The 22,575-nt window shown below is 69.8% G+C and carries 23 protein-coding genes and 1 pseudogene; 12 read left to right on the forward strand and 12 right to left on the reverse strand.

Annotation, left to right across the window (positions count from 1 at the left end; genetic code table 11):
• Positions 1–12: 12 nt before the first annotated feature.
• Positions 13–1,497, reverse strand: coding sequence for a CoA-acylating methylmalonate-semialdehyde dehydrogenase (locus AC2W7E_RS07945; RefSeq protein WP_485988880.1), 1,485 nt, complete (start codon positions 1,495–1,497; stop codon positions 13–15).
• A gap of 178 nt (positions 1,498–1,675) precedes the next feature.
• Here AC2W7E_RS07945 and AC2W7E_RS07950 point away from each other — a divergent pair, with 178 nt between their 5' ends.
• A complete protein-coding gene (locus tag AC2W7E_RS07950; protein ID WP_485988881.1) occupies positions 1,676–3,136 on the forward strand; it encodes a PucR family transcriptional regulator in 1,461 nt (486 codons plus the stop codon).
• A 9-nt stretch (positions 3,137–3,145) separates the two neighbouring features.
• On the opposite strand, the gene AC2W7E_RS07955 is transcribed toward AC2W7E_RS07950, so the two are convergent.
• The 5 genes and pseudogenes from AC2W7E_RS07955 to AC2W7E_RS07975 form a co-directional block, all read right to left on the reverse strand.
• Positions 3,146–3,613: an Lrp/AsnC family transcriptional regulator gene (locus AC2W7E_RS07955; RefSeq protein ID WP_025102615.1), complete on the reverse strand. Its 468-nt coding sequence runs from the start codon at positions 3,611–3,613 to the stop codon at positions 3,146–3,148.
• A gap of 55 nt (positions 3,614–3,668) precedes the next feature.
• Complete coding sequence (locus tag AC2W7E_RS07960; RefSeq protein ID WP_303708737.1) at positions 3,669–4,829, reverse strand: acyl-CoA dehydrogenase family protein; 1,161 nt, start codon at positions 4,827–4,829, stop codon at positions 3,669–3,671.
• Between the two features lie 321 nt (positions 4,830–5,150).
• Positions 5,151–5,585 (reverse strand): annotated as a pseudogene (locus AC2W7E_RS07965) (alpha/beta hydrolase); the annotation flags it as partial.
• A gap of 40 nt (positions 5,586–5,625) precedes the next feature.
• A complete protein-coding gene (locus AC2W7E_RS07970; RefSeq protein ID WP_303708739.1) occupies positions 5,626–6,543 on the reverse strand; it encodes a sugar kinase in 918 nt (305 codons plus the stop codon).
• Positions 6,540–7,703, reverse strand: coding sequence for an MFS transporter (locus tag AC2W7E_RS07975; RefSeq protein ID WP_485988882.1), 1,164 nt, complete (start codon positions 7,701–7,703; stop codon positions 6,540–6,542). Before AC2W7E_RS07975 ends, AC2W7E_RS07970 begins: the two co-directional genes overlap by 4 nt.
• Before the next feature lie 422 nt (positions 7,704–8,125).
• On the opposite strand from AC2W7E_RS07975, the gene nrdH reads away from it, so the two are divergent.
• The 4 genes from nrdH to nrdF are packed head-to-tail and all read left to right on the forward strand — an operon-like array spanning position 8,126 to position 12,011.
• The gene (nrdH, locus tag AC2W7E_RS07980; RefSeq protein ID WP_017202656.1) at positions 8,126–8,359 is read left to right on the forward strand and encodes a glutaredoxin-like protein NrdH; all 234 of its coding nucleotides are present in this window, start codon (positions 8,126–8,128) and stop codon (positions 8,357–8,359) included.
• A gap of 56 nt (positions 8,360–8,415) precedes the next feature.
• Entirely contained in the window at positions 8,416–8,850 is a 435-nt protein-coding gene (gene nrdI, locus AC2W7E_RS07985) for a class Ib ribonucleoside-diphosphate reductase assembly flavoprotein NrdI (protein ID WP_071329095.1), read from the forward strand.
• Positions 8,847–10,991: a class 1b ribonucleoside-diphosphate reductase subunit alpha gene (gene nrdE, locus AC2W7E_RS07990; RefSeq protein WP_029989124.1), complete on the forward strand. Its 2,145-nt coding sequence runs from the start codon at positions 8,847–8,849 to the stop codon at positions 10,989–10,991. The genes nrdI and nrdE overlap by 4 nt, the downstream gene beginning before the upstream one ends.
• Positions 10,992–11,030: 39 nt before the next feature.
• The gene (gene nrdF / locus AC2W7E_RS07995; RefSeq protein ID WP_025102609.1) at positions 11,031–12,011 is read left to right on the forward strand and encodes a class 1b ribonucleoside-diphosphate reductase subunit beta; all 981 of its coding nucleotides are present in this window, start codon (positions 11,031–11,033) and stop codon (positions 12,009–12,011) included.
• Positions 12,012–12,162: 151 nt separating this feature from the next.
• Here the strand turns inward: nrdF and AC2W7E_RS08000 are convergent, their stop codons facing one another.
• Complete coding sequence (locus AC2W7E_RS08000) at positions 12,163–12,591, reverse strand: hypothetical protein (protein ID WP_485988883.1); 429 nt, start codon at positions 12,589–12,591, stop codon at positions 12,163–12,165.
• 187 nt (positions 12,592–12,778) lie between these two features.
• Between AC2W7E_RS08000 and AC2W7E_RS08005 the strand changes: the two genes are divergently transcribed.
• Entirely contained in the window at positions 12,779–13,264 is a 486-nt protein-coding gene (locus AC2W7E_RS08005) for a hypothetical protein (protein ID WP_485988884.1), read from the forward strand.
• 190 nt (positions 13,265–13,454) lie between these two features.
• Here AC2W7E_RS08005 and AC2W7E_RS08010 read toward each other — a convergent pair whose 3' ends face one another.
• Positions 13,455–14,066: a hypothetical protein gene (locus AC2W7E_RS08010; RefSeq protein WP_249521663.1), complete on the reverse strand. Its 612-nt coding sequence runs from the start codon at positions 14,064–14,066 to the stop codon at positions 13,455–13,457.
• 34 nt (positions 14,067–14,100) lie between these two features.
• The gene (locus AC2W7E_RS08015; RefSeq protein ID WP_249521662.1) at positions 14,101–14,415 is read right to left on the reverse strand and encodes a hypothetical protein; all 315 of its coding nucleotides are present in this window, start codon (positions 14,413–14,415) and stop codon (positions 14,101–14,103) included.
• A gap of 131 nt (positions 14,416–14,546) precedes the next feature.
• Here AC2W7E_RS08015 and AC2W7E_RS08020 point away from each other — a divergent pair, with 131 nt between their 5' ends.
• Positions 14,547–16,355 (forward strand): oleate hydratase, encoded by a 1,809-nt coding sequence (locus AC2W7E_RS08020; RefSeq protein ID WP_485988885.1) that lies wholly within the window; start codon positions 14,547–14,549, stop codon positions 16,353–16,355.
• Positions 16,356–16,375: 20 nt separating this feature from the next.
• Positions 16,376–17,029 (forward strand): hypothetical protein, encoded by a 654-nt coding sequence (locus AC2W7E_RS08025; protein WP_485988886.1) that lies wholly within the window; start codon positions 16,376–16,378, stop codon positions 17,027–17,029.
• A 16-nt stretch (positions 17,030–17,045) separates the two neighbouring features.
• Here AC2W7E_RS08025 and AC2W7E_RS08030 read toward each other — a convergent pair whose 3' ends face one another.
• Positions 17,046–17,435 carry a hypothetical protein gene (locus AC2W7E_RS08030; protein ID WP_366215441.1) on the reverse strand — a complete coding sequence of 130 codons (390 nt, stop codon included), beginning with the start codon at positions 17,433–17,435 and terminating at the stop codon, positions 17,046–17,048.
• Positions 17,436–17,469: 34 nt separating this feature from the next.
• Positions 17,470–17,814 (reverse strand): hypothetical protein, encoded by a 345-nt coding sequence (locus AC2W7E_RS08035; RefSeq protein ID WP_485988887.1) that lies wholly within the window; start codon positions 17,812–17,814, stop codon positions 17,470–17,472.
• Positions 17,815–17,909: 95 nt separating this feature from the next.
• On the opposite strand from AC2W7E_RS08035, the gene AC2W7E_RS08040 reads away from it, so the two are divergent.
• The 4 genes from AC2W7E_RS08040 (at position 17,910) to AC2W7E_RS08055 (ending at position 21,421) form a co-directional block, all read left to right on the forward strand.
• Entirely contained in the window at positions 17,910–18,416 is a 507-nt protein-coding gene (locus AC2W7E_RS08040; protein ID WP_485988888.1) for an MmyB family transcriptional regulator, read from the forward strand.
• A gap of 10 nt (positions 18,417–18,426) precedes the next feature.
• Positions 18,427–19,047 carry a cyclodeaminase/cyclohydrolase family protein gene (locus tag AC2W7E_RS08045; protein ID WP_485988889.1) on the forward strand — a complete coding sequence of 207 codons (621 nt, stop codon included), beginning with the start codon at positions 18,427–18,429 and terminating at the stop codon, positions 19,045–19,047.
• Between the two features lie 54 nt (positions 19,048–19,101).
• Positions 19,102–19,617, forward strand: coding sequence for a hypothetical protein (locus AC2W7E_RS08050; RefSeq protein ID WP_485988890.1), 516 nt, complete (start codon positions 19,102–19,104; stop codon positions 19,615–19,617).
• 304 nt (positions 19,618–19,921) lie between these two features.
• On the forward strand, positions 19,922–21,421 hold the full coding sequence (locus AC2W7E_RS08055) for a DUF5979 domain-containing protein (protein WP_485988891.1): 1,500 nt from the start codon (positions 19,922–19,924) through the stop codon (positions 21,419–21,421).
• 40 nt (positions 21,422–21,461) lie between these two features.
• Here the strand turns inward: AC2W7E_RS08055 and AC2W7E_RS08060 are convergent, their stop codons facing one another.
• The gene (locus AC2W7E_RS08060; protein ID WP_485988892.1) at positions 21,462–22,553 is read right to left on the reverse strand and encodes a YihY/virulence factor BrkB family protein; all 1,092 of its coding nucleotides are present in this window, start codon (positions 22,551–22,553) and stop codon (positions 21,462–21,464) included.
• Between the last annotated feature and the right edge of the window lie 22 nt (positions 22,554–22,575).

The following is a 22,575-nucleotide window of genomic DNA, read 5'->3' on the forward strand; positions in this document are numbered from 1 at the left end:
GATCGCTCCTCGTCAGTGGTTGCTCGGGAAGCCGAGGTCGATCTGCGACGGGGTGTGGTCGGGCCACCGCGTCGTCACGACCTTCGACCGCGTGTAGAAGTGCACGGACTCCGGGCCGTAGATGTGCGCGTCGCCGAAGAGCGAGTCCTTCCACCCGCCGAACGAGTACGCGCCGATGGGCACCGGGATCGGGACGTTGACGCCGACCATGCCGACCTCGATGTCGAACTCGTATTGCCGCGCCGTCCCGCCGTCGCGCGTGAAGATCGCGGTCCCGTTGCCGTAGGCGTTCGTGTTGACGAGCGCGACCGCCTCCGCGTAGGAGCCCACGCGCACGACGGACAGGACCGGGCCGAAGATCTCGTCGTCGTAGACGCGCATGCCGGGCGTGACGTCGTCGATCAGGCTCACCCCGAGGAAGAAGCCCTCCCCGTCGAACGGCTTGGTGGTGCCGTCGACGACGACCGTGGCGCCCTCGCCGGGAGCTTCCGTGACGTAGGAGGCGACCCGGTCACGGTGCTCCGCGGTGATGAGGGGCCCCATCTCGCTCGCCGGGTCCGTGCCGGGGCCGATCGAGAGGCCGTCGATGCGGCGGGCGATCGCGGCGACGAGGTCGTCGGCGATGTCGCCCACGGCGACGAGTACGGACACCGCCATGCAGCGTTCGCCCGCGGAGCCGTAGGCCGCGGAGACGGCGGCATCGGCGGCCGCGTCGATGTCGGCGTCGGGCATCACGACCATGTGGTTCTTCGCGCCGCCGAGCGCCTGCACACGCTTCCCGGCGGCGGACGCCCGTCCGTAGATCGACCGGGCGATCGGGGTCGACCCGACGAAGCTCACCGCCTGCACCTGCGGGGACTCGAGGAGCGCGTCGACGGCCTCCCGGTCGCCGTGCACGACGTTGAGGACGCCGTCCGGGAGACCGGCTTCGCGGAACAGCCGTACGAGCCAGACCGCGGCGGACGGATCCTTCTCGCTGGGCTTGAGGACGACGGTGTTGCCGCACGCGATCGCGGAGGCGACCATCCACAGCGGCACCATGACCGGGAAGTTGAACGGGGTGATGGCCGCGACCACGCCGACGGGCTGCTTCACGGAGTGCACGTCGACCCCGCGGGCGACCTGCTCGCTGCGCTCGCCCTTGAGCAGGTGCACGAGCCCCGCGGCGAACTCGACGTTCTCGATGCCGCGGGACACCTCGCCGGCCGCGTCGGACAGGACCTTGCCGTGCTCGGATGTGACGATGGCGGCGAGCTCGTCCGTCCGTTCCTTGAGGAGCTGACGGAGCCGGAAGAAGACGTCGGCGCGTTTGATGAGGCTCGTCTCCCGCCACGCCGGCAGGGCGGCAGCAGCGGCGGCCACCGCGGCGTCGACCTCGGTGGCCGAGGCCAGTGCGACCTCTTTCGTGACGGCACCTGTCGCCGGGTCGAAGACGGGGCCGCGGCGCGCCGCCTCGGCGGTCTCGGTGCCGTTGATGACGTGACGGACGATGTCCACGGGTGCTCCTTCGCAGAGGGGATCGCGTCTCGCACACTCTGACCGAGGGTCGCTACGCTGGGGCTCGGCCCATGCTGACAGGAAACGGAGCGGGTGCGGAGTGGCAGAGCGTCAGGACTTCTCGGTGGATCGGACACATCGTCCGGAACGACCATCCTCGGCGCTGTGCGTCGGGGACGTGCTCGCGCTCCCCGTGGTGCAGGCGGGGGCGCCGACCGTCCTCGTCGGGGGCCCGGCGCTCGACGCCGGGGTGCGGTGGGTCCACGCCTCGGACAGCGCCGCCGTCGCCCGCCTGCTCGACGGCGGCGAGCTGCTGCTCACGACCGGCGCGGCCTGGCCGACGAACCCCGTAGCGCTGCGCGTGCTCGTGGCGGAGCTGGCGGCGGTGGGGGTGTCCGGCATCGTCATCGAACTCGGCCCGCGGATGCCCCGCGTCCCGGCCGCGGTCGTCGAGGCCTGTGCCGCCTCCAGCCTCGCCCTGATCGCGCTCGGGGTGGAGGTCAAGTTCGTCGCGGTGACCGAGGCCGTGCACCGCGCGCTGATCGAGGCCCAGACCGCGGCGCTCCGCGAGCGTCAGCGCCTGCACGACCTCTTCACGACCCTCAGCCTCCGCGGCGCGCCGGCCGACCTCATCGTGTCCGAGGTCGCCCGCGCGCTCGATGCCCCGGTCCACCTCGAGAATCCGGCGGGGGAGGTCGTCGCGGTCGAAGCGCTCCGCGCCCCGGTCGGCGAGGCCCTCCGCCAGGCGGAGCGGGGCGGCGATCGGGTGCCCGTGCAGGCGCGCGGTGTGCGCTGGGGCTGGCTCATCGCGGCGGAGGGTCCGCCGCATCCCGCCGGTCGGTCCACGGTCCTGGAGCTGGGAGCGACGGCGCTCGCCTTCGGCTGCCTCGCCGATGGGGAGGGGGCGTGGACCGTGCTCGCCCATCGCAGCCTCGTCGAGGACCTTCTCGGCGCACGGTTCGCCCGCGAGGAAGACGTCGAGGTCCGGCTCCGAAGACTCGGGCTCGACCTCTCGGGAGGGACCGTCTCCGGCCTCGTCTTCCGCACGGACGAGGACGCCGAGACGCTCGTCGCCCGCGCGCGTGCGGCGGGGCTGTCCGCGGTGGGGGCCCGGCGGGGAGCGGACCTGGTCCTGCTCGTGGCCGCCGGAGCCGACGCGCTGACCGATGCCGTCCTCGCGCACCTCTCCGACGGTGCGCCCGTGACCGTCGGGCCGAGCGCCGAAGGCGTCCGCGGCCTCCTGGCCTCGATCCGCGCCGCGCTCGACCTCGCCGCACGGCCGTCCGGGGGCGACGTGCCGGCGGTCCGCCGCGTCGCCGACCGGCCCCTCGAACGCCTCGTATCCGCTCTGCGCGACGACCGGCGGCTCCAGGCGCACAGCGAGCAGATGCTGGAGCCGCTCGTCCGTCACGACCGGGATCGCCGCGGAGACCTGCTCGCGGTCCTCGCCGCCCTCGTCGCGCACCCCGGCAACCGCTCCGCGGCGGCGGCCGCGAGCCATCTCTCGCGCTCGGTGTTCTATCAGCGCCTCGCGCTCATCGGCGACCTGCTCGGCGCGGATCTGGACGACGGGGAGACCCTCGCCGCCCTGCACCTCGCCCTCCTCGCCCGCCGTCGCGAGGAGACGCGGCCGCGCTGAGACCGACCGTCAGCGCGTGCCCCAGGCGAACTGCTGCTTCTGGAGCTTCGCGTAGATGAAGGTCTCGGTCGACACCACGCCCGGGATCGGCCGGATGCGATCGTTGACGAGGGCCAGCAGATGGTCGTCGTCCTCGCACACCGCCTCGACGAGCACGTCGAACGATCCGACCGTGATCACGACGTAGTCGACCTCGTCGATGTCGGCGATCGCCTCGGCCACGCCTCGGGCGTCCCCGGCGACCTTGACGCCGACCATCGCCTGCCGGTGGAAGCCGAGCTGCATGGGATCGGTCACCGCGACGATCTGCATCACTCCGGACTCGGTGAGCCGCTGCACGCGCTGCCGGACGGCGGCCTCGCTCAGGCCGACGATCCGGCCGATCTCGGAGTACGAGCGCCGCCCGTCCTCCTGCAGCATCTCGACGATGGTCTTGGAGATCGCGTCGAGGGTATGGTCCTTCTTCGACGGTGCCATGGTGTGATCTTGGCACCGCGGACGGTCGTGGACAACGGGGTGTGCGTGCGCCCGCTCAGGCCTCGATCGGGCCCAGCCAGGCGCTCGCCGCGGTGGCGTGCGCCGACTCCGGGTCGGAGGGATGGAACGCGCCGGCGAGGACGTCGCGATACAGCCGGGAGAGCTCGTTGGCGCTGAAGTACGAGCCGCCGCCGGCCACCAGCATGGCCTCGTCGACGACGTGCTTGGCCATCGTCACCGCGCGATGCTTGACGCCCGAGAGCGCGGGGAACCAGCCCGCGCCGCGGTCCGCGCGCTCGTCGACATCGCGGGCGAGTACGGCGATCTGCGGAGGGAGGGCGTCGTAGGCGAGGGCCATGTCGGCGATCCGCCAGCGGATGTCCGGATCCTGGCTGTACGCGGCGCCGCTCTTCTTGGAGCGACGCCGATGGGCCGTCGCCACGGCCAGCTCGAGGGCCCGCCGGGCGATTCCGGTGTAGACGGAGGCGAGGAGGATCTCGAAGACCGCGAAGATGCCGAAGACGATCGGGTCGGGGCTCGGGCCGGGGTCGATCCGCCGCACGACGTGCGCCGCCTCCGCGACGGCCCCGTTGAGGCGCGTGGTCCGGCTCTGGGTGCCGCGCATGCCGAGGGTGTCCCAGTCGTCGGCGGTGGTGACCGCGGACGTGCGGTCGACGAAGGCGAACACGAGCTTCGGCGCGTCCGGGCTCGTGGTGTCGAGCCCGTGCAGGCCGAGCTTCGTCCACACCGGGGCGAGCGAGGTGAAGATCTTGGTGCCGGTGAAGGCGTAACCCCCGGCGCCGTCCGGCACCGCGGCCGTGTCGCTCCCGAACAGCACGAGGTCGTTGCCGCCCTCGCTGATGCCGAACGCGAAGACCTCGCCGGCCACGGCGCCGTCCTGCACGAACTCGAGACCGGGGACCCCGCGGTCCGAGAAGACCTTGGCGACGCCGGTCCAGACGAGGTGCATGTTGATCGCCAGGGCGGTTGCGGGCGCGGCGCCCGCGAGCCGCTGCTGGAGGAGGGCGGCCTGCTCGAGGCCGAGTCCCGCGCCGCCGCGCTCCCGCGGCACGAGGATCGACAGGTAGCCGGCCGCGCGGAGCTCGTCGAGGTCGGCCTGGGGGAAGGTGTTCTCCCTGTCGTGGAGGGGGGCGCGCTCGCGGATGCGGTCGAGCAGGTCGTCGGGGAGATACGCCGACGGGTCGAAGTCGGTCATGCCAGAGCCTCCAGGAGCTGTCGGATGGATTCCTCCGGGCGGTCGCGATGCACCGAGTGGCCGGCGCCGGCCACGACCGACAGGGAGATGCGGGGGTTGCTCGCGAGCACCTCGTCGGCGAGGGCCCCGGTGAAGATGCTGGAGACAGCGGGATCGGCCCCGATCACGTGCGTGGGCACGGTCAGACGGGCCGCGTGCGCACGGACGTCCCACGGCTGGTTCTGTGCGCTCGTCTGCTCGACCGCCCACGCGCTCGCCCGCCGGACGGCGTCGACCTTGAGCTCCTGGTCCTGCGGATGCCAGTGCGGGTGCTCCTGCCGCACCGCGTCGAGGCGGTTGTCGGCGAAGGCGCGTTCCTGGCTGCGGCGGACGACGGCCGCGTCCTGCTGGACGACATGGGATCGCGGGATCGATGAGGACGAGGCGTCGTGTCCAGTCCGCGTCGTCCGCGGCGGCCACCGTCCCGGCGGCGCCGCCGAGCGAGTGTCCGACGACGGCATCCCAGGCGCCCGCACCGGGAGGGCTCGTGGCGGCGAGGTCCGCGGCGTACGCTGCGACGGAGTAGTCGAGCGTGCGCGGGGCGTCTCCGTGGCCGCGCAGGTCCACCGCCGTCGCGTGCCAGCCGGCCGCTGCGAGGGCGTCGCCGAGCCGCCACATGAGCGCGCCGGATGATCCCAGACCGTGCACGAGGAGGGCGCGTCGCGGCGCAGCGACATCGCCCCAGCTCAGGCGGGGGAGGGTGACGGGAGCGGGCATGGCACCAGCCTACGACCGCGCCGGGGCGTGGCGGGCGGCGTCAGCGCGCGGGCTCCAGAGGCGGCAGGTCGGCCGCGATGCGGAGTACCCGCGCGGCGGCCTCGTGTCCGGCGGCCAGGCGGGTCTCGAGGTCGGCGCCGTCGAGCGTCGCGGCGAGGAACCCGGACGCGAAGGCGTCGCCGGCACCGACGGGCTCGACAACGTCGACCACCGGCGCGGGAACGAACACCGGGTCCGCGTCGCCCGCGAACGCCGTCGCGCCGACGTCGCCGTCCTTGACGACGAGTAGGCGGCAGTGCGGGAGGTGGGCGCGGATCTCCGCTGCTGTGGCGGTGCCCCAGATGCGCTCGGCCTCGTCGCGGCCGACGAAGGCGATGTCGGCGGCGTCGGCCAGACGAGCCAGGGTGGCGGCCGCCTCTTCCGGGCTCCACAGCGCCCGGCGGTCGTTGACGTCGAACGAGACGACGGCTCCGGCGGTGCGCGCGTCGGCGAAGAGCTGGTCGACCATCGCCAGGCACGTCGCGGACAGCGCCGGGGTGATGCCCGTGGTGTGCACGATGCGCACGCCGGCGAGCTGCGCGGGGGACAGGAACCCCGGTGCCATGCGCGAGGCGGCCGAGCCGCGGCGGTAGTAGTAGACGGCCGACGACTCCACGCCGGGATCCTTGAACATCACACCGGTCGGTGCCTCGGCGTCGAGTTCGGTCCACAACTCGACGCGACGCCGTTCCAGCTCGGCGGTGAGACGTCGGCCGAGGGGATCGTCGCCGAGGCGGGAGGCCCAGGCGGCGCGGTGGCCCGCGGCCGCCACGCCGACCGCGACGTTCGCCTCCGCGCCCGCGTGCGTGATCGACGCCGTGTCGGCGGACGCGAGGTCGGCGCCGGTGGGAGTGATCAGCGCCATCGACTCGCCGACGCACACGATCGCGGGGGAGGAGGACGGGACGGAGGGGCTCATGAGGGGGTGACCGCCAGGGGCTCGGTATCGGGATGGGGGCTCGCGTCGCGGTGACGCAGATCGGGGAAGGAGCGCACGAACACGATCGAGACGAGCAGTCCGACGCCCGCGAAGATGGTGGCGGCCAGGTAGGCGCCGCGCCAGTCGCCGACGTCGACGAGGAAGCCGGCGACCGCCGATCCGGCTGCGGCGCCGATGAGCTGGCCGGTGCCCGCCCAGCCGAAGGCCTCGGCGGTCTCGCTGAACTTCACGCTGGCCGTGGTGATGGCGAACAGCACCGCGAGGGCGGGAGCGATGCCGACGCCGGCGAGGATGAGCGTGCCGCCCAGCCAGAAGACGTTGAGCATCACCATCGTGAGGGCCAGGCCCACGGTGACGATGAGCAGGCGGCGCGCCATGGCCCACGGGCCGATCGGGATGTGGCCGAAGGCAAGACCGCCGGCCAGGCTGCCGGCGGAGAAGACGGCGAGGATGAGGCCCGCGGCGAGGCTGCCGTGCTCGAACGTCGCGACCACGCCGACCTCGACCGCCGAGCAGGCGCCGATGAGGAGGAAGCCGATGACCGTCGCGAGGAGCACGGGCGGCTTGAGGACGACCTTGCCCAGCGCATTGCGGCTGCGTGGGATGCGCACGCGGCCGACCTCGGGGGAGAGGATGAACCACGCGCCGCCGGCGACGAGGACGATCGCCACCAGGAGCAGACCCTCCATGGTGCCGACCTGGGTGGAGACGAGGGTGATGACCACCGGGGCCAGCACCCAGATGATCTCCTGCAGGGAGGCGTCGAGGGAGAACAGGGGCGTGAGCTGGCCGGCGTTGACGAGCTTGGGGTAGATCGTGCGGACGGCCGCCTGCACGGGCGGCGTCGACAGGCCGGCGATCATGCCGAGAGCCATGTAGCCGGGGACGGAGAGCGGCAGCAGCCCGAGACCGAGCACGGCGATCACGCAGACGGACAGGGTGAGGGTCAGCACCCGCCGCATGCCCCAGGCGCCCATCCACCGGCTGGTGATGGGGCCGGCGACCGCCTGGCCGACGCTGGTCGCGGCGAGCACGAGGCCCGCCGATCCGTACGATCCGGTCTGCTGCTCGACGTGCAGCAGGATCGCCAAGGACATCATCCCGTTGGGGAAGCGCGCGGTGAGCTGGGCGGCGATCATGCGGCCCACTCCCGGCGTGCGAAGAAGATCCCGATAGCCCGCCACTCGACAACGGTACCGGGCGGCGGCGACGTCGGAGGGACGGGCCGGTGACCGACACGCCGCGACACGCCGTGGACACGCCGACGGTCGAATTCCACAGGCCTGGGGATGTCGGAAGCCCCTCCTAGGGTGCCCCCTGTGGATGGATCTCTCACAGGCTCCTCCCAGCCGCGATTTCCCGCGGGTCGACGACCCCGGGAGAGGGGGTCCGCCTGTGGAAGAAACGGTGGACAACCTGTGTTGTATCTGTAGAGAGCGGTGGAAAAACTACACGGATGTAACTACTACCCCTTGTGGTCGCACCGAATGTCCGTCCCTATATGTAGTATTGAGATCCCGGCGGAGGTCTGCCGGAGAAACCAGAGATTTGAGGGGTTCAGATGTCGATCACGGTGTACACCAAGCCTTCCTGCGTCCAGTGCAACGCGACCTACCGTGCCCTGGATGCCAAGGGCATCGAGTACGAGATCCACGACCTGTCGGAGGACCCGACGGCCCTGGAGCAGGTCAAGGCGCTCGGCTACATGCAGGCGCCGGTCGTCGTCACGGACGAGGACCACTGGTCGGGCTTCCGTCCCGACAAGATCGACGAGCTCGCGTCCCGCCTGGCGTAGTCCGACAGGCTCGCCACCCGGCCCTTCGACAGGCTCAGGAACCCAAGGAGAGAGCTATGAGCGCCGTCGCGACCGCAGCGCCGCTCCTGGTCTACTTCTCGAGCGTGTCGGGTAACACCGCGCGCTTCATCGAGAAGCTCGGGCTTCCCGCCCGACGCATCCCCCTCCACCGGAACGAAGAGGACCTCGTCGTCGACGAGCCCTTCGTGCTGGTCACCCCCACCTACGGCGGGGGCGTCGGGCGCGGGGTCGAGAAGGGGGCCGTGCCCAAGCAGGTGATCCGGTTCCTCAACGACGAGCGCAACCGGCGCCACATCCGCGGGGTCATCTCCGCGGGCAACACCAACTTCGGCGACGCGTTCTGCCTCGCCGGCGACATCATCAGCCGCAAGTGCCACGTGCCTCACTTGTATCGGCTCGAGATCTTCGGCACACAGGACGACGTGGATCGCGTGAGCGACGGATTGGAACGACGGTGGAATCTTCAGTGACCGAGACAGTGGCATTCAAGGTGAACCCCGCGTACGAGGGCCTGGACTACCACGCGCTCAACGCGATGCTGAACCTGTACGACGCGAACGGGAAGATCCAGTTCGACGCCGACAAGCGCGCCGCGCGGGAGTACTTCCTGCAGCACGTGAACCAGAACACGGTGTTCTTCCACTCGCTCAAGGAGCGCCTGGACTACCTCGTGGAGAAGGAGTACTACGAGGGCGCCGTCATCGAGAAGTACTCGTTCGACTTCGTGCAGAAGCTCAACGACCTCGCCTACTCGAAGAAGTTCCGCTTCGAGACGTTCCTGGGTGCCTTCAAGTACTACACGAGCTACACGCTGAAGACGTTCGACGGCAAGCGCTACCTCGAGCGCTTCGAGGACCGCGTCGTGATGACCGCGCTCGCCCTGGCGGACGGCGACGAGAAGCTCGCCGTGAACCTCGTCGAGGAGATCATCTCCGGTCGGTTCCAGCCGGCCACCCCGACCTTCCTCAACGCGGGCAAGGCCCAGCGCGGCGAGCTCGTCAGCTGCTTCCTGCTGCGCATCGAGGACAACATGGAGTCGATCGCCCGCGGCATCAACTCCGCCCTGCAGCTCTCGAAGCGCGGCGGCGGCGTGGCCCTGCTGCTGTCGAACATCCGCGAGGCGGGCGCCCCGATCAAGCAGATCGAGAACCAGTCCTCGGGCATCATCCCCGTCATGAAGCTCCTCGAAGACAGCTTCAGCTACGCCAACCAGCTCGGCGCGCGTCAGGGTGCCGGTGCGGTGTACCTCAACGCCCACCACCCCGACATCATGCGCTTCCTCGACACGAAGCGCGAGAACGCGGACGAGAAGATCCGCATCAAGACGCTGTCGCTCGGTGTCGTGGTGCCGGACATCACGTTCGAGCTCGCCAAGAACGACGAGGACATGTACCTGTTCTCGCCGTACGACGTGGAGAAGGTCTACGGCGTCCCGTTCGGCGACATCTCGGTCACCGAGAAGTACCGCGAGATGGTCGACGACCCGCGCATCAAGAAGACCAAGATCAACGCCCGCGAGTTCTTCCAGACCGTCGCCGAGATCCAGTTCGAGTCCGGCTACCCGTACGTCATGTTCGAGGACACGGTCAACAAGGCCAACCCCATCAAGGGGCGCATCAACATGTCGAACCTCTGCAGCGAGATCCTGCAGGTGAACACGCCGACCACCTACAACGACGACCTGTCGTACAAGGAGATCGGCAAGGACATCTCCTGCAACCTCGGCTCGATGAACATCGCGCTGTCGATGGACGCCGACGACCTCGGCCAGACGGTCGAGACCGCGATCCGTGCGCTCACCGCGGTCAGCGACCAGAGCCACATCCGCTCGGTCCGCTCGATCGAGGACGGCAACGACCGGTCGCACGCGATCGGCCTGGGGCAGATGAACCTGCACGGCTACCTCGCCCGCGAGCACGTCTTCTACGGCTCGGAGGAGGGTGTCGACTTCACGAACATCTACTTCTACACCGTGCTGTTCCACGCGCTGCGCGCCTCGAACCAGCTCGCGATCGAGCGCGGCACGGCGTTCGACGGATTCGCCGACTCGACCTACGCGTCCGGCGAGTTCTTCGACAAGTACATCGACCGCGCCTGGGTCCCGGAGACCGAGAAGGTCAAGGAGCTCTTCGCCGGCAAGCACATCCCGACGCAGGAGGACTGGGTCCAGCTCAAGGCGTCGATCCAGGAGCACGGCATCTACAACCAGAACCTGCAGGCCGTGCCGCCGACGGGCTCGATCTCCTACATCAACAACTCGACCTCCTCGATCCACCCGATCGCCTCGAAGATCGAGATCCGCAAGGAAGGCAAGCTCGGTCGCGTCTACTACCCGGCGGCGTTCATGACGAACGACAACCTGGAGTACTACCAGGACGCGTACGAGATCGGCTACGAGAAGGTCATCGACACCTACGCCGCGGCCACGCAGCACGTCGACCAGGGCCTGTCGCTGACGCTGTTCTTCAAGGACACCGCCACCACGCGTGACATCAACAAGGCGCAGATCTACGCATGGCGCAAGGGCATCAAGACGATCTACTACATCCGTCTGCGTCAGCTGGCGCTCGAGGGCACCGACATGACCGAGTGCGTCTCGTGCATGCTCTGACACTTCGACAGGCTCAGTGACCCAGGAACTAGGACAAGAATGACTCCTCACTCCCCGCTCAAGCTGGTCTCCAGCGTGCAGGCGATCAACTGGAACCGCATCCAGGACGACAAGGACCTCGAGGTCTGGAACCGTCTGGTGAACAACTTCTGGCTGCCGGAGAAGGTGCCGCTGTCGAACGACGTGCAGTCGTGGAACACGCTCACCCCCGACGAGCAGCTGCTCACCATGCGGGTGTTCACCGGGCTCACGCTCCTCGACACGATCCAGGGCACCGTCGGCGCGGTGTCGCTGATCCCCGACGCGATCACGCCTCACGAGGAGGCCGTCTACACGAACATCGCGTTCATGGAGTCGGTGCACGCGAAGAGCTACTCCTCGATCTTCTCGACGCTCGCGTCGACGAAGGAGATCGACGAGGCGTTCCGCTGGTCCACGGAGAATGTGAACCTTCAGAAGAAGGCGCAGATCATCATGGACTACTACCAGGGAGACGACCCGCTCAAGCGCAAGGTCGCCTCGACGCTGCTGGAGTCGTTCCTGTTCTACTCGGGCTTCTACCTGCCGATCTACTGGTCGTCGAAGGCGAAGCTGACGAACACGGCCGACCTCATCCGCCTCATCATCCGCGACGAGGCCGTGCACGGGTACTACATCGGCTACAAGTTCCAGCGCGGACTCGAGACGGCCGACCAGGCGCGCAAGGACGAGCTCAAGGACTACACGTTCTCGCTGCTCTACGAGCTCTACGACAACGAGGTGCAGTACACGCAGGACCTCTACGACGGCGTGGGGCTCACCGAGGACGTCAAGAAGTTCCTGCACTACAACGCCAACAAGGCCCTCATGAACCTGGGCTACGAGGCGATGTTCCCCTCCAGCGTCACGAACGTGAACCCGGCGATCCTGTCGGCGCTCTCCCCGAACGCGGACGAGAACCACGACTTCTTCTCCGGCTCGGGCTCCTCCTACGTCATCGGCAAGGCCGAGGCCACGGAAGACGACGACTGGGACTTCTGAGTCCTGCGCGGTGGGACGCAAGCAGAGTAATGCGTCCGACTCCGGCCGACCCGACCCTCGGGCTGGCCGGAGGCGCCGTCGGGTGACCCACCGTGAGCCTGACGATCGCGGTCCGGTCGTCCGCTGTCAGCGCTCAGACGGAACGGTCGGGCTACGGCACGTACTCGCCCGATGTGTAGTCGGCGACGAGCTTCAAGGTGCCCGCTGACGGCCGCGCGGACACCCACACGGTGCGCGGATCCCACAGGTTCCCAGGCACCGACAGTTGCGGCGTCGCCCCCATCTCCGCGGCGAGTTGTTCCGGGGTCATGCCGTCGGGTGGGCGAACGGTGAACGTCACCGAGCAGCCGCCGCTTCCGCAGCCTTCGCTCTGGCCGACCACCTGCGCGCCGGCAGGGAGGGGCACGGCTGACAGGGGAGGAGTGTCGCCCTCGTCCGCCATCATGAACAGCCAGCCCAGCCGTGCGAGGTAGAACACGATGAGGAGAGCTGCGGCGACGATCAGGCCGACCCGGATCCTGCGGCGCCGGGTCGCACCCTTCTCCTGCGGACCGTGGTCGGCTAGCGGAGCGGGTTCCATGGCGTGAGCATACCCATCGCACCCGGAAGATCCATCCGCCGCAGAACGAGCATGACGTTCACAGGGCGGCGGCCTTCGCTCCGCGCCGACTGCGGCGAGAGTCTCCGCACCCGCGGCATCGGATACGCAACGACGCCCCAGCGCTGAGGATGTACGGGAGTCGGCGTGCGGTATTGGAGGATGGAGAGTGGCCGTGCCGAAGGTTCTCAGGCGCATGGTGGTGCGGACCTTCGGCTATCAGAGAGAGGTTCTGGATGAAGATGCCGACGAGTCGCTCATCGCAGAACCCCCCGCGAGGCTTGCTCCGACGTGTGCTTCATCTGCTGGGCGCGGCTGCGGGCGCGATCCTGATCGTTGTCGGGGTCCGCTTCGGCACATCACCCGATTTTCAGTACATGTGTGGGCCGGGAACCTATGGGGCCCCTGCAGTGGTGCCACGATCCTCGCCCTCGCCTGTCTCATCGCGGGGGCGGTGCTGTATGGGCAGTTCGGAACCCGCCGGTGGCTCTGGGTACCCGGTGCCGGTGCTGCGGGCGCGGTCATCCTCGCCGAGTATCAGGGCGTTCCCGTGAACCCCTTCTCTTTCGCCGTCGTCCTCATCCTCGCCGCAGCGGCGGTTGCGACGAGTGTGATCGGCATCATCAAAGGGCATGTTGCGCGTTCCGCGAAGTAGCGCGGTCGTCTCACGAAGGCAGAGTCGCAAGCAGACAGTGCACCGGTTTCGATGATCGTGACGGGGATGGTCGTGCCTGGGGGCGTCCGACCCCGGCCGACCTGACCGCCAGGCTCTGACGTTCTGGTTCCGGCCCGTGATCGCGAGCCGTGGAGTGACGGGGAGTCGGTAGACCGCCGACTCGCGTCGATCAATCGCCGAGTACCGGGACGCCCCAGATCCGTGCCGCATCGGAGATGAGGCGATCCATGCCATCCGGCGACTCCCGGCGAAGCGGCGCGTCGTCCCTGGTCACCGGGACCGGGATCGCGACCTGTCCCGCTTCCTGCGAGACCACGATCACCAGGGTCGGATAGAGGAAGGCGCCCTCCTGGATGCCGCCCCTCGTCACGCCCTGGATCCGGTCCCGGGGAATGCTGTAGGCCGTGAGGAGACGCGCTCCGCCGCGGACCAGCCGAAAGCCCGAGGGCTCGATGACCCCGGTGGGGCTCGCCGTGAGCAGGCCGCGGGGTGCGGCGCCGAGTCCGAGAAGGGGGATCGTGCGCGAGAGGTACGCGGCCACGCCGTTGAGGGCGTAGGAGCCGAAGATCCGTGCCTGCGGCTCACGCTCCCGCAGTGCTCGCCGCTGGGCGCGCTGCACTCGTTGGATGCGCCCGAGCACGATCCAGATGATCAGACCGGCGAGTGCCACGCCAGCGCCGAACACGAGCGAGGTCGCGACGGGCGGCTCGCCGTCCAACAGGGGGCGCACGAGCGCCCCCCAGACGAAGAACGCCGCCAGTGCGGCAGCTATCGCGAGCATCAGTCTGTTGGCGGGCGGGTTCCGGCGCACGAGATCAGCCGCCCCACAGGAACGCGGCGGCGGGAAGGAGCGCCAGGACGCCGAGCACGGCTCCGACGACGGGCCACGCATACCCTCCGCCGTCGGCGCGGGCGAAGACGAGCCCGATCACGCCGAGGATGAGGGCGATGCCGCCGAAGAGGACCGCGAGCGGCAGCGTGAGGAACACCAGCCATCCGTAGTTCGGGTCCGCCGTCCCCGCCAGGACGAAGACGATCGCGGTCGGCAGGATCCCGACGACCGCCGTGGCGGCGGAGGCGACTCCGCATCCGAAAGCGCGGCGACGGGGCAACGGAGGGATCTGAGTCACCCCGCGATCCTAGCGATCACGCGACTCGGCGAGGGCGAGCCCCGGCCGCTCGCGGAGGAAGCCCTTCCTTTCCGCATCGGTTTCGGCTGGACTGTGCGCATCGGTGTCGAACCAATCGGAGGGTGGGACAGATGTACCGCAGCAATGGGAACTACGAAGCATTCGCACGACCCCGGAAGCCGGAGGGGGCCGACGACAAGACGGTCTGGCTGGTCGGCGGCGGTCTCGCCGCGATGGCGGCCGCGATCTTCATGATCCGCGACGGGCAGGTCGCGGGGGAGCGGATCACGATCCTCGAGGAGCTGGGGCTGCCCGGCGGCGCGCTGGACGGGATCAAGTACCCCGAGAAGGGGTTCGTCATCCGCGGCGGCCGGGAGCTGGAAGATCACATGGAGTGCCTGTGGGACATGTTCCGCTCCATCCCGTCGTTGGAGATCGAGGGTGCCAGCGTGCTCGACGAGTTCTACTGGCTCAACAAGGACGACCCCAACGTCTCCCTGTGCCGGGTGACCGAGAAGCAGGGGCAGGACGCGCATACGGACAAGCTCTTCACTCTCTCGGAGAAGGCGCAGAAGGAGATCGTCGCCGTCATCCTCGCCACCCGTGAGGAGATGGAGGGCAAGCGGATCGACGAGGTGTTCGGCGACGACTTCCTCGGCAGCAACTTCTGGCTGTACTGGCGGACCATGTTCGCGTTCGAGGAGTGGCACTCGGCGCTGGAGATGAAGCTGTATCTGCACCGCTTCATGCACCACATCGGCGGGCTGCCCGACCTGTCCGCGTTGAAGTTCACGAAGTACAACCAGTACGAGTCGCTCGTGCTGCCGATGCGGAAGTTCCTCGACGACCACGGCGTGCAGTTCCGGTTCCATCACACCGTGACCGACATCCAGTTCGACATCGAGGACGATCGCATCCAGGCGACGCGCATCGACTGGATCGCCGACGGCGAGCCCGGCGGCGTCGACCTCGGTCCGGACGACCTGTGTCTGGCGACGATCGGGTCGCTGACGGAGAACTCCGGCAACGGCGACCAGCACACCGCTCCGGAGCTCAAGACCGGCCCGGCCCCGGCCTGGGACCTCTGGAAGCGGATCGCCGCGAGGTCGCCGGTGTTCGGGCGACCGGAGGTGTTCTGCAGCGACATCGACAAGACGAAGTGGGAATCCGCCACGGTCACCACCGTCGACGAGCGCATCCCGAAGTACATCGAGAAGATCTGCAAGCGCGACCCGTTCAGCGGCAAGGTCGTCACCGGCGGGATCGTCACCGCGAAGGACTCGGCCTGGCTGATGAGCTGGACGGTGAACCGGCAGCCGCACTTCAAGGCGCAGAAGCCGAACGAGATCGTGGTCTGGGTGTACGGGCTGTTCGTCGAGACGCCCGGCGATTACGTCAAGAAGCCGATGCAGGAGTGCACGGGCGAGGAGATCGCGCAGGAGTGGCTCTACCACCTCGGTGTCCCGGTGGAGGACATCGCCGAGCTCGCCGCGTCGGCGGCCAAGACGGTCCCGGTGATGATGCCGTACGTGACCTCCTTCTTCATGCCGCGCCGGGCCGGCGACCGTCCGCAGGTGGTCCCGGAGGGAAGCGTCAACTTCGCCTTCCTCGGTCAGTTCGCCGAGACGACGCGCGACACGATCTTCACCACCGAGTACTCCGTGCGCACGGCGATGGAGGCCACGTATCAGCTGCTCGACGTGGAACGCGGCGTGCCGGAGGTCTTCAACTCGACCTACGACATCCGCTACCTCCTCAAGGCGACCGCGCGGCTGCGCGACGGCGAGGCCGTCCACATCCCCGGCCCGAACTTCCTCCAGGGTCGCCTCCTGGACAAGCTCGACAACACGCAGATGGGAGAGCTGCTGACGGACTTCGGGCTCATCCCCGCGCACGGCGCCACGGTGCCGCGCCCGCGGGACGACGATGCGATCGCGTGAGCATGCGCTCGACGAGACCGATGCCCGGGAACCCGTGGCCGCACGACATGACCCTCACCGTCGAGGACCGTCCGCACACGCTGCTGGAGCTCCTCTGGATCCGCGAGGCGCACGGGCTGGATCCCGCCGATGACGCGCTCCCGCCGCCGCTGGTCGATCGACCGGCGGCGGCCGCGCGGCGCGTGGACGAGGAGACCCGGGCGCGCTGGACGGAGGTCTGGCCCCGCATCTGGGGCGACGCGGTCGCGCACGCCGCGACCGAACCAGACCAGGCGCTGCTCGACCGCGCCGTCGCCACGACGCTGAGTCCGGATGAGCGGGAGGCGGTGCTCACTCGGCTCGTCGGGCCCACAGCGCGGGACGAGTTCGGGGTGGAGGTGTCCGATGATGCGGCGTACCGCGCGTGGGAGCGGCGCGGTTCCGAGGCACATCTCGCGACGCACCTCACGACGATCGCGGACAGCCCCGAACGCCGTGACGTCGCCACCCTGGCCGACGCGTGGCGTCGCGGCCTCGCCAGGGTGGTGACGCTGCCCTGCCGGGGGACGTACGTCCGGCAGATCGGACCGCACGCGCTCCTGGTCACCGATGAGGTGCGGAGCGACGCCGCCGCGTACCGCGCGGCGCTGGAGTCGTTCGGTCGAGGTCCCTCGGAGCGCCCGTCGAGGGCGTGACGCCCCGCGGGTCGAGTCAGAGGACGAGCGGGAGGAACGACACGATCAGGCCGAGGGCACCGACCGCGGCGAAGACGACCCCGACAGTCCGCAGGACCCGGCGCAGATGCGGCGGCTCACCGATCCGGATGCGAGCCGGGTCGTTCGAGCTGTGGAACCCGTCGAGCCATCCATCGGTGGTGGCCGTGGGCTCGCGGCGGCGCAGCGGTCGCTCGTGGAAGTCGCCGCCGGCGAACCAGCGAGCGGTGGGGCGGCCGTCCCGATCGATCACGGCGATCTCGACGGGGATCCACTGCCCCTCGACGAGCCGGATCAGCAGGGCCACGATGAGGAACGGGATTCCGACGCCGAGGCCGATCCAGGACAGCACCTCACCGACGACGGAGAGGGTGTCCACGAGCTGCACGACTCCATCGTAGAGAGAGGAACCGGTGGGAGAGTCACGCCGTCGGACGGGATCGCGGGCGGTGGGCCTGCTCCAGGTTCCTCCGAAGCCGGTCGCGGCTCTGTCCGTCGACGGACATCGCCCACATCGGGGTTCCGGGGGCGCTGCGCCAGGACGCGGCGAGCGGGCTGTCGTCGACGGTGTCGAAGCCGAGCTCGTCGTAGAGCTTCGTGACGAATGCGACGGCGTCGGCGTGATCGCTCGAGACGACCAGAGCCGTCCGATCAGCGGCTCCCCTCGGCCGCGCGAGCCTCACCAGGGCCGGCACGGAGTCCCCCGGCGTCCGCGCGGGAACACGGCTGTGGAACTGGATGTGGCTGAACTCCTGGGCTCGGGGCACACCCGACCCCGCGGGAGCACGCCCTGGCGCGGGCGCTGCGCCTGGACGCCGACCTCGTCGCTCACCTGAGAGCGCTCGCCGCAGAGCCGCCCGCCGTGGGGGCCTCGTCGTCGGACGACGTGCTGCCGCAGACGGCGCTCGACCTCATCGAGGCTCTGGACCAGCCCGCCTTCCTCGAAGACGCCGGTCTCACCGTCCTCGCCGCGAATGCCGCGGCCCGCGACCTCAACCCGCGCCTGCGGCCGGGCCGCAATCAGCTCCGCGACCTGTACCTCGATCCTCAGGGGCGCGCCATGCACCCGGCTTGGGAGGGAGTCGCCGCGTGCATGACTGCCGGCCTCCGGTACGCGATGGGCGCAGGGGACGACGCGCGGCTCCACGCGCTGGCCGCGGAGCTCTCCGGGGCCAGCGCGACGTTCCGACGGATCTGGGCGCGACACGACGTCCGTGCGCAGCGCGGCGCCGTCGTCCGCCTCACCCACGCGGAACGGGGCGAGCAGATCTTCACCCGCGAGCAGCTCCGCCTGAACGGGACGGACGGGCTCGCGCTGGTCATCTACTCTCCCCGCGCAGGGGCCGACCCCGCGACGTCCCGGGGATAGTCTGACCGGCATGACGGACTCCGCAGACATCCCCACGTCACGCCCGTTGGACGCCTGGCTCGAAGCGCTCAGCCAGCCCACCGGGTCGCCGGGTGGCGGCGCCGCGGCGGGGGTGATGCTCGGCCTGGCGACCGGTCTGATGGGCATGGTCGCCGGCTACACCCGCGACGACGAGGCCGTCACCGAGATCTCCGGCCGTCTCGACGGCACTCGTGCGGAGCTCCTGCAGGCGGTCGAAGCCGACGGCGTGGTCTCGGCGGATCTCGGCGCCGCGCTCGCACGGGCGCCGGAGGACCCCGGGCGGGAGGAGGCGGTGCGAGGCGCCGCACTCGATGCCGCGGCGTCCGTCGCGCGGCTCGGTCGCCTCGGCATCACCGTGGTCGCCGAGGCGCGCACGCTCGCCGACCGCGGGAACCGGCACCTCGCGGTGGATCTCGCCGTCGCCACGACCGCCCTGGAAGCGGGCCTGTCGGGCGCGTCCCTGAACCTCCGCGCGAACCTGCAGCTCGCTCGCGCGCATGGCGCGTCGGCGTCGATGCGGACGGGGCTCGATGAGGAGGTCGGGCGGCTGGCGGAGGCGCACACCCAAGTCGCCCGCATCACGGCGGCGCTGTCCGCGCGCCTGGACTGACGCCGTGGTGCCCGAGAGGGCGCTGCCCGGGTGGCTCTTGATAGCATCCCGCCCATGAGCACGCCGGACTCCGATGCCACCCGGCCCGAGCACGACCGCGCCGCGATCAAGGAGCGCGTGTACGCGACCTTCACGGGCCTCGCCATCGTGCTCGTGCAGAACTCCAACGTCGAGCACACCAGCGCCCCGCAGGCCACCGTGACCCTGCTCATCGGCATCGTCGCGATCGCGCTGGCGGGCTTCGCCGCCGATCTTGTCGCACACCTCGCGACGCATGGCAGCTTCCCCCGGGGAGCGGACCTGCGCGAGGTCCTGGGGCTCACAGGCACGGCGCTCGGATCGGCGGCGGTGCCGCTGCTCGTCCTGCTTGCCGCCGTGCTGGGGTGGATTGAGCTGCGGACGGCTCTCACCATCGCGTCGATCGTCTACGTCGCGATCCTCGGGCTCATCGGGTACGTCGCCGTCCGCCGGACCGGGGTGAGCTGGTGGCAGCAGCTCATCGCACTGGGCATCCTCGTCGGGCTCGGCGGCGTCGTCGTGCTCGTGCAGCAGCTCGCGCACGGACACTGACGGACACACCCGTTGCGCGGACCGTGCGCATGGTTCATCCTGAACGTGCTGCACGGGCCGGCTTGGGGGGCCTCGACGGTCAAGCTGCGGCCGACGGAGCGCCTGCCACTCACCTCCCTCCCCCGGCGGGCGCTCCGCTGCGAGAGCGATCTGCCGCCGTACCGACGCCGTTCGACTCACCCGGGTGATCATCATCCCCGCCCCTGTGATCGTGCGGCCCTCAGGCTTATCGTCGGTGACCAACGGCGGGCTGTCGCAGTCGGAGAACCCGTCACTCGGATCATCGGCGAGATCGAGGGACACCATGCACACGGAGACCACGCGCGCACGCTCGCGGACAGCAGGGGCACTTCTGGCGACGGCCATCGCGGCGGCGATGGTGCTCTTCGGCGCGACGCCGGCGTCCGCGCTGTGGGATCCCGACCCCGTTCTGCCGCGGGCGGGCTTCTTCACGCAGGTCACCATCACCGGCTCGCAGTACCCGACGAACGTGACGGGTGAGCTCACGACCCTGGCGCCGACTCCCGGCGCGTACCCGGCGACCGGCGCCTCGGTGGAGGCCGTGAGTCCGCAGCTCATCACCATCGCCGACCCCGTCTCCGGAGCGACCGCGTCGGCCTACTGCATCGACTTCAGCACGGAGACCGGCATCGGCGCCGGCTACAACATCGGGGAGTGGGACGCGTCGAACGTGCCCAACCTCGACTACATCAACTACATCCTGAACAACTACTTCCCCTTCAACACCGCGAACCCGCTCTCCGGTCTCCCGCTCTCGCAGCAGGTCGCCGCGGTGCAGAGCGCGATCTGGTACTTCAGCGACGGTTTCGTGCTGGCGACGGGGACCAACGCGACCATCCGGAATGCGACGGCCGCCGTCGTGCAGGCCGCCCTCGACAGCGGCGGCCTCCCGGAGCCGGCTCTGCCGACGCTCGCGATCGACCCCGACACCACCACGGTGCCGGAGGACGGATCGATCGTGGGACCCTTCACGGTCTCCGGCACCACCAGCGGCACGCTCGACGCGGCCGTGGGCGTGGAGGTCTTCCTGGACCAGGCGGGAACCCAGCCCGTTCCCGTCGGTACCGCGGTCGCTGCCGGCACGCAGCTCTGGGCGCGGTGGAGCGGGCCGGCTGCGCCGGTGAACGGATTCCGGATCACGGCCCAGGCCTCGCTCACCCAGGGCACGGTCTATCTCTACGACACGGAGTCGTCGGACAGGCCCGCGGCGCAGAAGCTCGTCCTGGCGCAGACGACTACGCTCCCGCTCCGCACCGGCGTCCGCGCGACCCCGTATGCGTCCGGGGAGGTCAGCGTGCAGAAGATCATCACCGGAGACGGCGCGGGGCTGCAGGACGCCATCACCATCGACCTCGCCTGCACTCCCGCCCCGGCTGAAGGCGTCGTCGTCTCCGCCACGATTCCCGCGGGGGCCACGAGCGCGGATCCGGTGGTCTTCACCGGCCTGCCGGACGGGGCGACGTGTACGGTCAGCGAATCCGCGGACGGCGCCAACGATGCGGTCACTCTCGCGGCGCAGACCATCGAACCGGAGACGGTGACGGTCGACGCGGCCGCGACGGAGCCCGTCGTCGTGACCGTGACCAACACGTACGACCCCGTCGAGACGCCGAGCAACGGTGGCGGCGGCGGTGAGGGCGGCTCCGGCGGAAGCGCCGGCGAGGGCGAGGGACTCGCCGCCTCCGGGCCGACACTGATGACCGGTCCGCTGACGGTCGCCGGCCTCGGGCTGGTGATCGCAGGTGCCCTCGTCCGGATCCGTCGTCGGGCGAACCTCCGCTGAGCAGGTGGGGGCGCGGCCTGGCCGCGCCCCCACCTGGGGATCAGGACCGCGGGGCTTCGTCTCGCCGCGGTTCCCCTCCGTCGTCCTCGTTCGCGATGCGGATGCGCCGACCCTCTTCGATGTCCTTCCGCTCCTTCTCCGCCCGCTTGTCGCTCTGGCGGGTGTCGCGCGCGGGAAGCTGGATGTCGCGTTCGGCGGCGATCCCGGCCTGGAGCTGGCGGCCGCGTTCCAGTTCGGCGTCGAACTCGGCGCCGAACAGGAGGGCGAGGTTCGCGATCCACAGCCAGAGCAGGAACACGATGACCCCCGCCATCGATCCGTAGGTGCGCTCGTAGTTGGAGAAGGTGGTGACGTAGAGCACGAAGCCGAAAGTGGCGATGGCCAGCACCACGATCGCCACGAGGGCGCCCATGCTGATCCACCGGAACTTCGGCTGCTTGGCATTCGGGGTCGCGTAGTACAGCATCGCCACGAGGAAGACGACGACGAACAGCAGCAGGGGCCACTTGGCGATGTTCCACGCGAGCTGCACGCCCGCGCCCGCGCCGATCGCGTCGCCCAGCGCCGACACCACACCCCCGGAGAGCACGAGCACGATGGCGACGATCGTCAGGGAGACGACGGTGATGAGCGTGACGAGCAGCTGCATGGGGCGCAGCTTCCAGAACGGCCGCCCCTCCTCGATCTCGTAGATGCGGTTCATCACCCGGCTGAACGCTCCGACGTACCCCGACGCCGACCAGAGAGCGAGGAGTATTCCGAACACGAGCGCGATCCCGGCGCCTGGCGCCTGGGAGATCTGCTCGATGGGCCCGCGGAGGGCTTTCGCGGTCTCCGGCGGGGCCACGTCGCCGATGATGCCCAGCACCGCGTCGGCGGCGGCCCCGCCCTGGCCGAACACACCGAGCAGCGAGAAGACGGCGATCATGGCGGGGAAGATCGAGAGCACCGCGTAGTACGTGAGGGCCGCCGCGCCGTCCATGCACTGGTCGGCGGAGAACTCCCGGACGCTCTTGACGAGGACGTACTTCCACGACCGCTTCTGCAGATCGGTCGGGCTGTCCGGCTTCTCGTCGTGCTCGGGCGGTGGAGCGGACGCGGATCCGCTTCGTGCTGTGGCTGCCTTCGACATGGTTCCTCCTCGCGTCGGCGCG

It is taken from the genome of Microbacterium sp. CFSPD4_SD4 (genome assembly GCF_057364585.1).

Bases quoted from the DNA above. Each gene is read 5' to 3' on its own strand.
- AC2W7E_RS07955 (WP_025102615.1), bottom strand. From the start codon at position 3,613: ATGGCACCGTCGAAGAAGGACCATACCCTCGACGCGATCTCCAAGACC.
- AC2W7E_RS07960 (WP_303708737.1), bottom strand. From the start codon at position 4,829: ATGACCGACTTCGACCCGTCGGCGTATCTCCCCGACGACCTGCTCGAC.
- AC2W7E_RS07970 (WP_303708739.1), bottom strand. From the start codon at position 6,543: ATGAGCCCCTCCGTCCCGTCCTCCTCCCCCGCGATCGTGTGCGTCGGC.
- AC2W7E_RS07975 (WP_485988882.1), bottom strand. From the start codon at position 7,703: ATGATCGCCGCCCAGCTCACCGCGCGCTTCCCCAACGGGATGATGTCC.
- nrdH (WP_017202656.1), top strand. From the start codon at position 8,126: ATGTCGATCACGGTGTACACCAAGCCTTCCTGCGTCCAGTGCAACGCG.
- nrdI (WP_071329095.1), top strand. From the start codon at position 8,416: ATGAGCGCCGTCGCGACCGCAGCGCCGCTCCTGGTCTACTTCTCGAGC.
- nrdF (WP_025102609.1), top strand. From the start codon at position 11,031: ATGACTCCTCACTCCCCGCTCAAGCTGGTCTCCAGCGTGCAGGCGATC.
- AC2W7E_RS08000 (WP_485988883.1), bottom strand. From the start codon at position 12,591: ATGGAACCCGCTCCGCTAGCCGACCACGGTCCGCAGGAGAAGGGTGCG.
- AC2W7E_RS08010 (WP_249521663.1), bottom strand. From the start codon at position 14,066: ATGCTCGCGATAGCTGCCGCACTGGCGGCGTTCTTCGTCTGGGGGGCG.
- AC2W7E_RS08020 (WP_485988885.1), top strand. From the start codon at position 14,547: ATGTACCGCAGCAATGGGAACTACGAAGCATTCGCACGACCCCGGAAG.
- AC2W7E_RS08025 (WP_485988886.1), top strand. From the start codon at position 16,376: ATGCCCGGGAACCCGTGGCCGCACGACATGACCCTCACCGTCGAGGAC.
- AC2W7E_RS08045 (WP_485988889.1), top strand. From the start codon at position 18,427: ATGACGGACTCCGCAGACATCCCCACGTCACGCCCGTTGGACGCCTGG.
- AC2W7E_RS08050 (WP_485988890.1), top strand. From the start codon at position 19,102: ATGAGCACGCCGGACTCCGATGCCACCCGGCCCGAGCACGACCGCGCC.
- AC2W7E_RS08055 (WP_485988891.1), top strand. From the start codon at position 19,922: ATGCACACGGAGACCACGCGCGCACGCTCGCGGACAGCAGGGGCACTT.
- AC2W7E_RS08060 (WP_485988892.1), bottom strand. From the start codon at position 22,553: ATGTCGAAGGCAGCCACAGCACGAAGCGGATCCGCGTCCGCTCCACCG.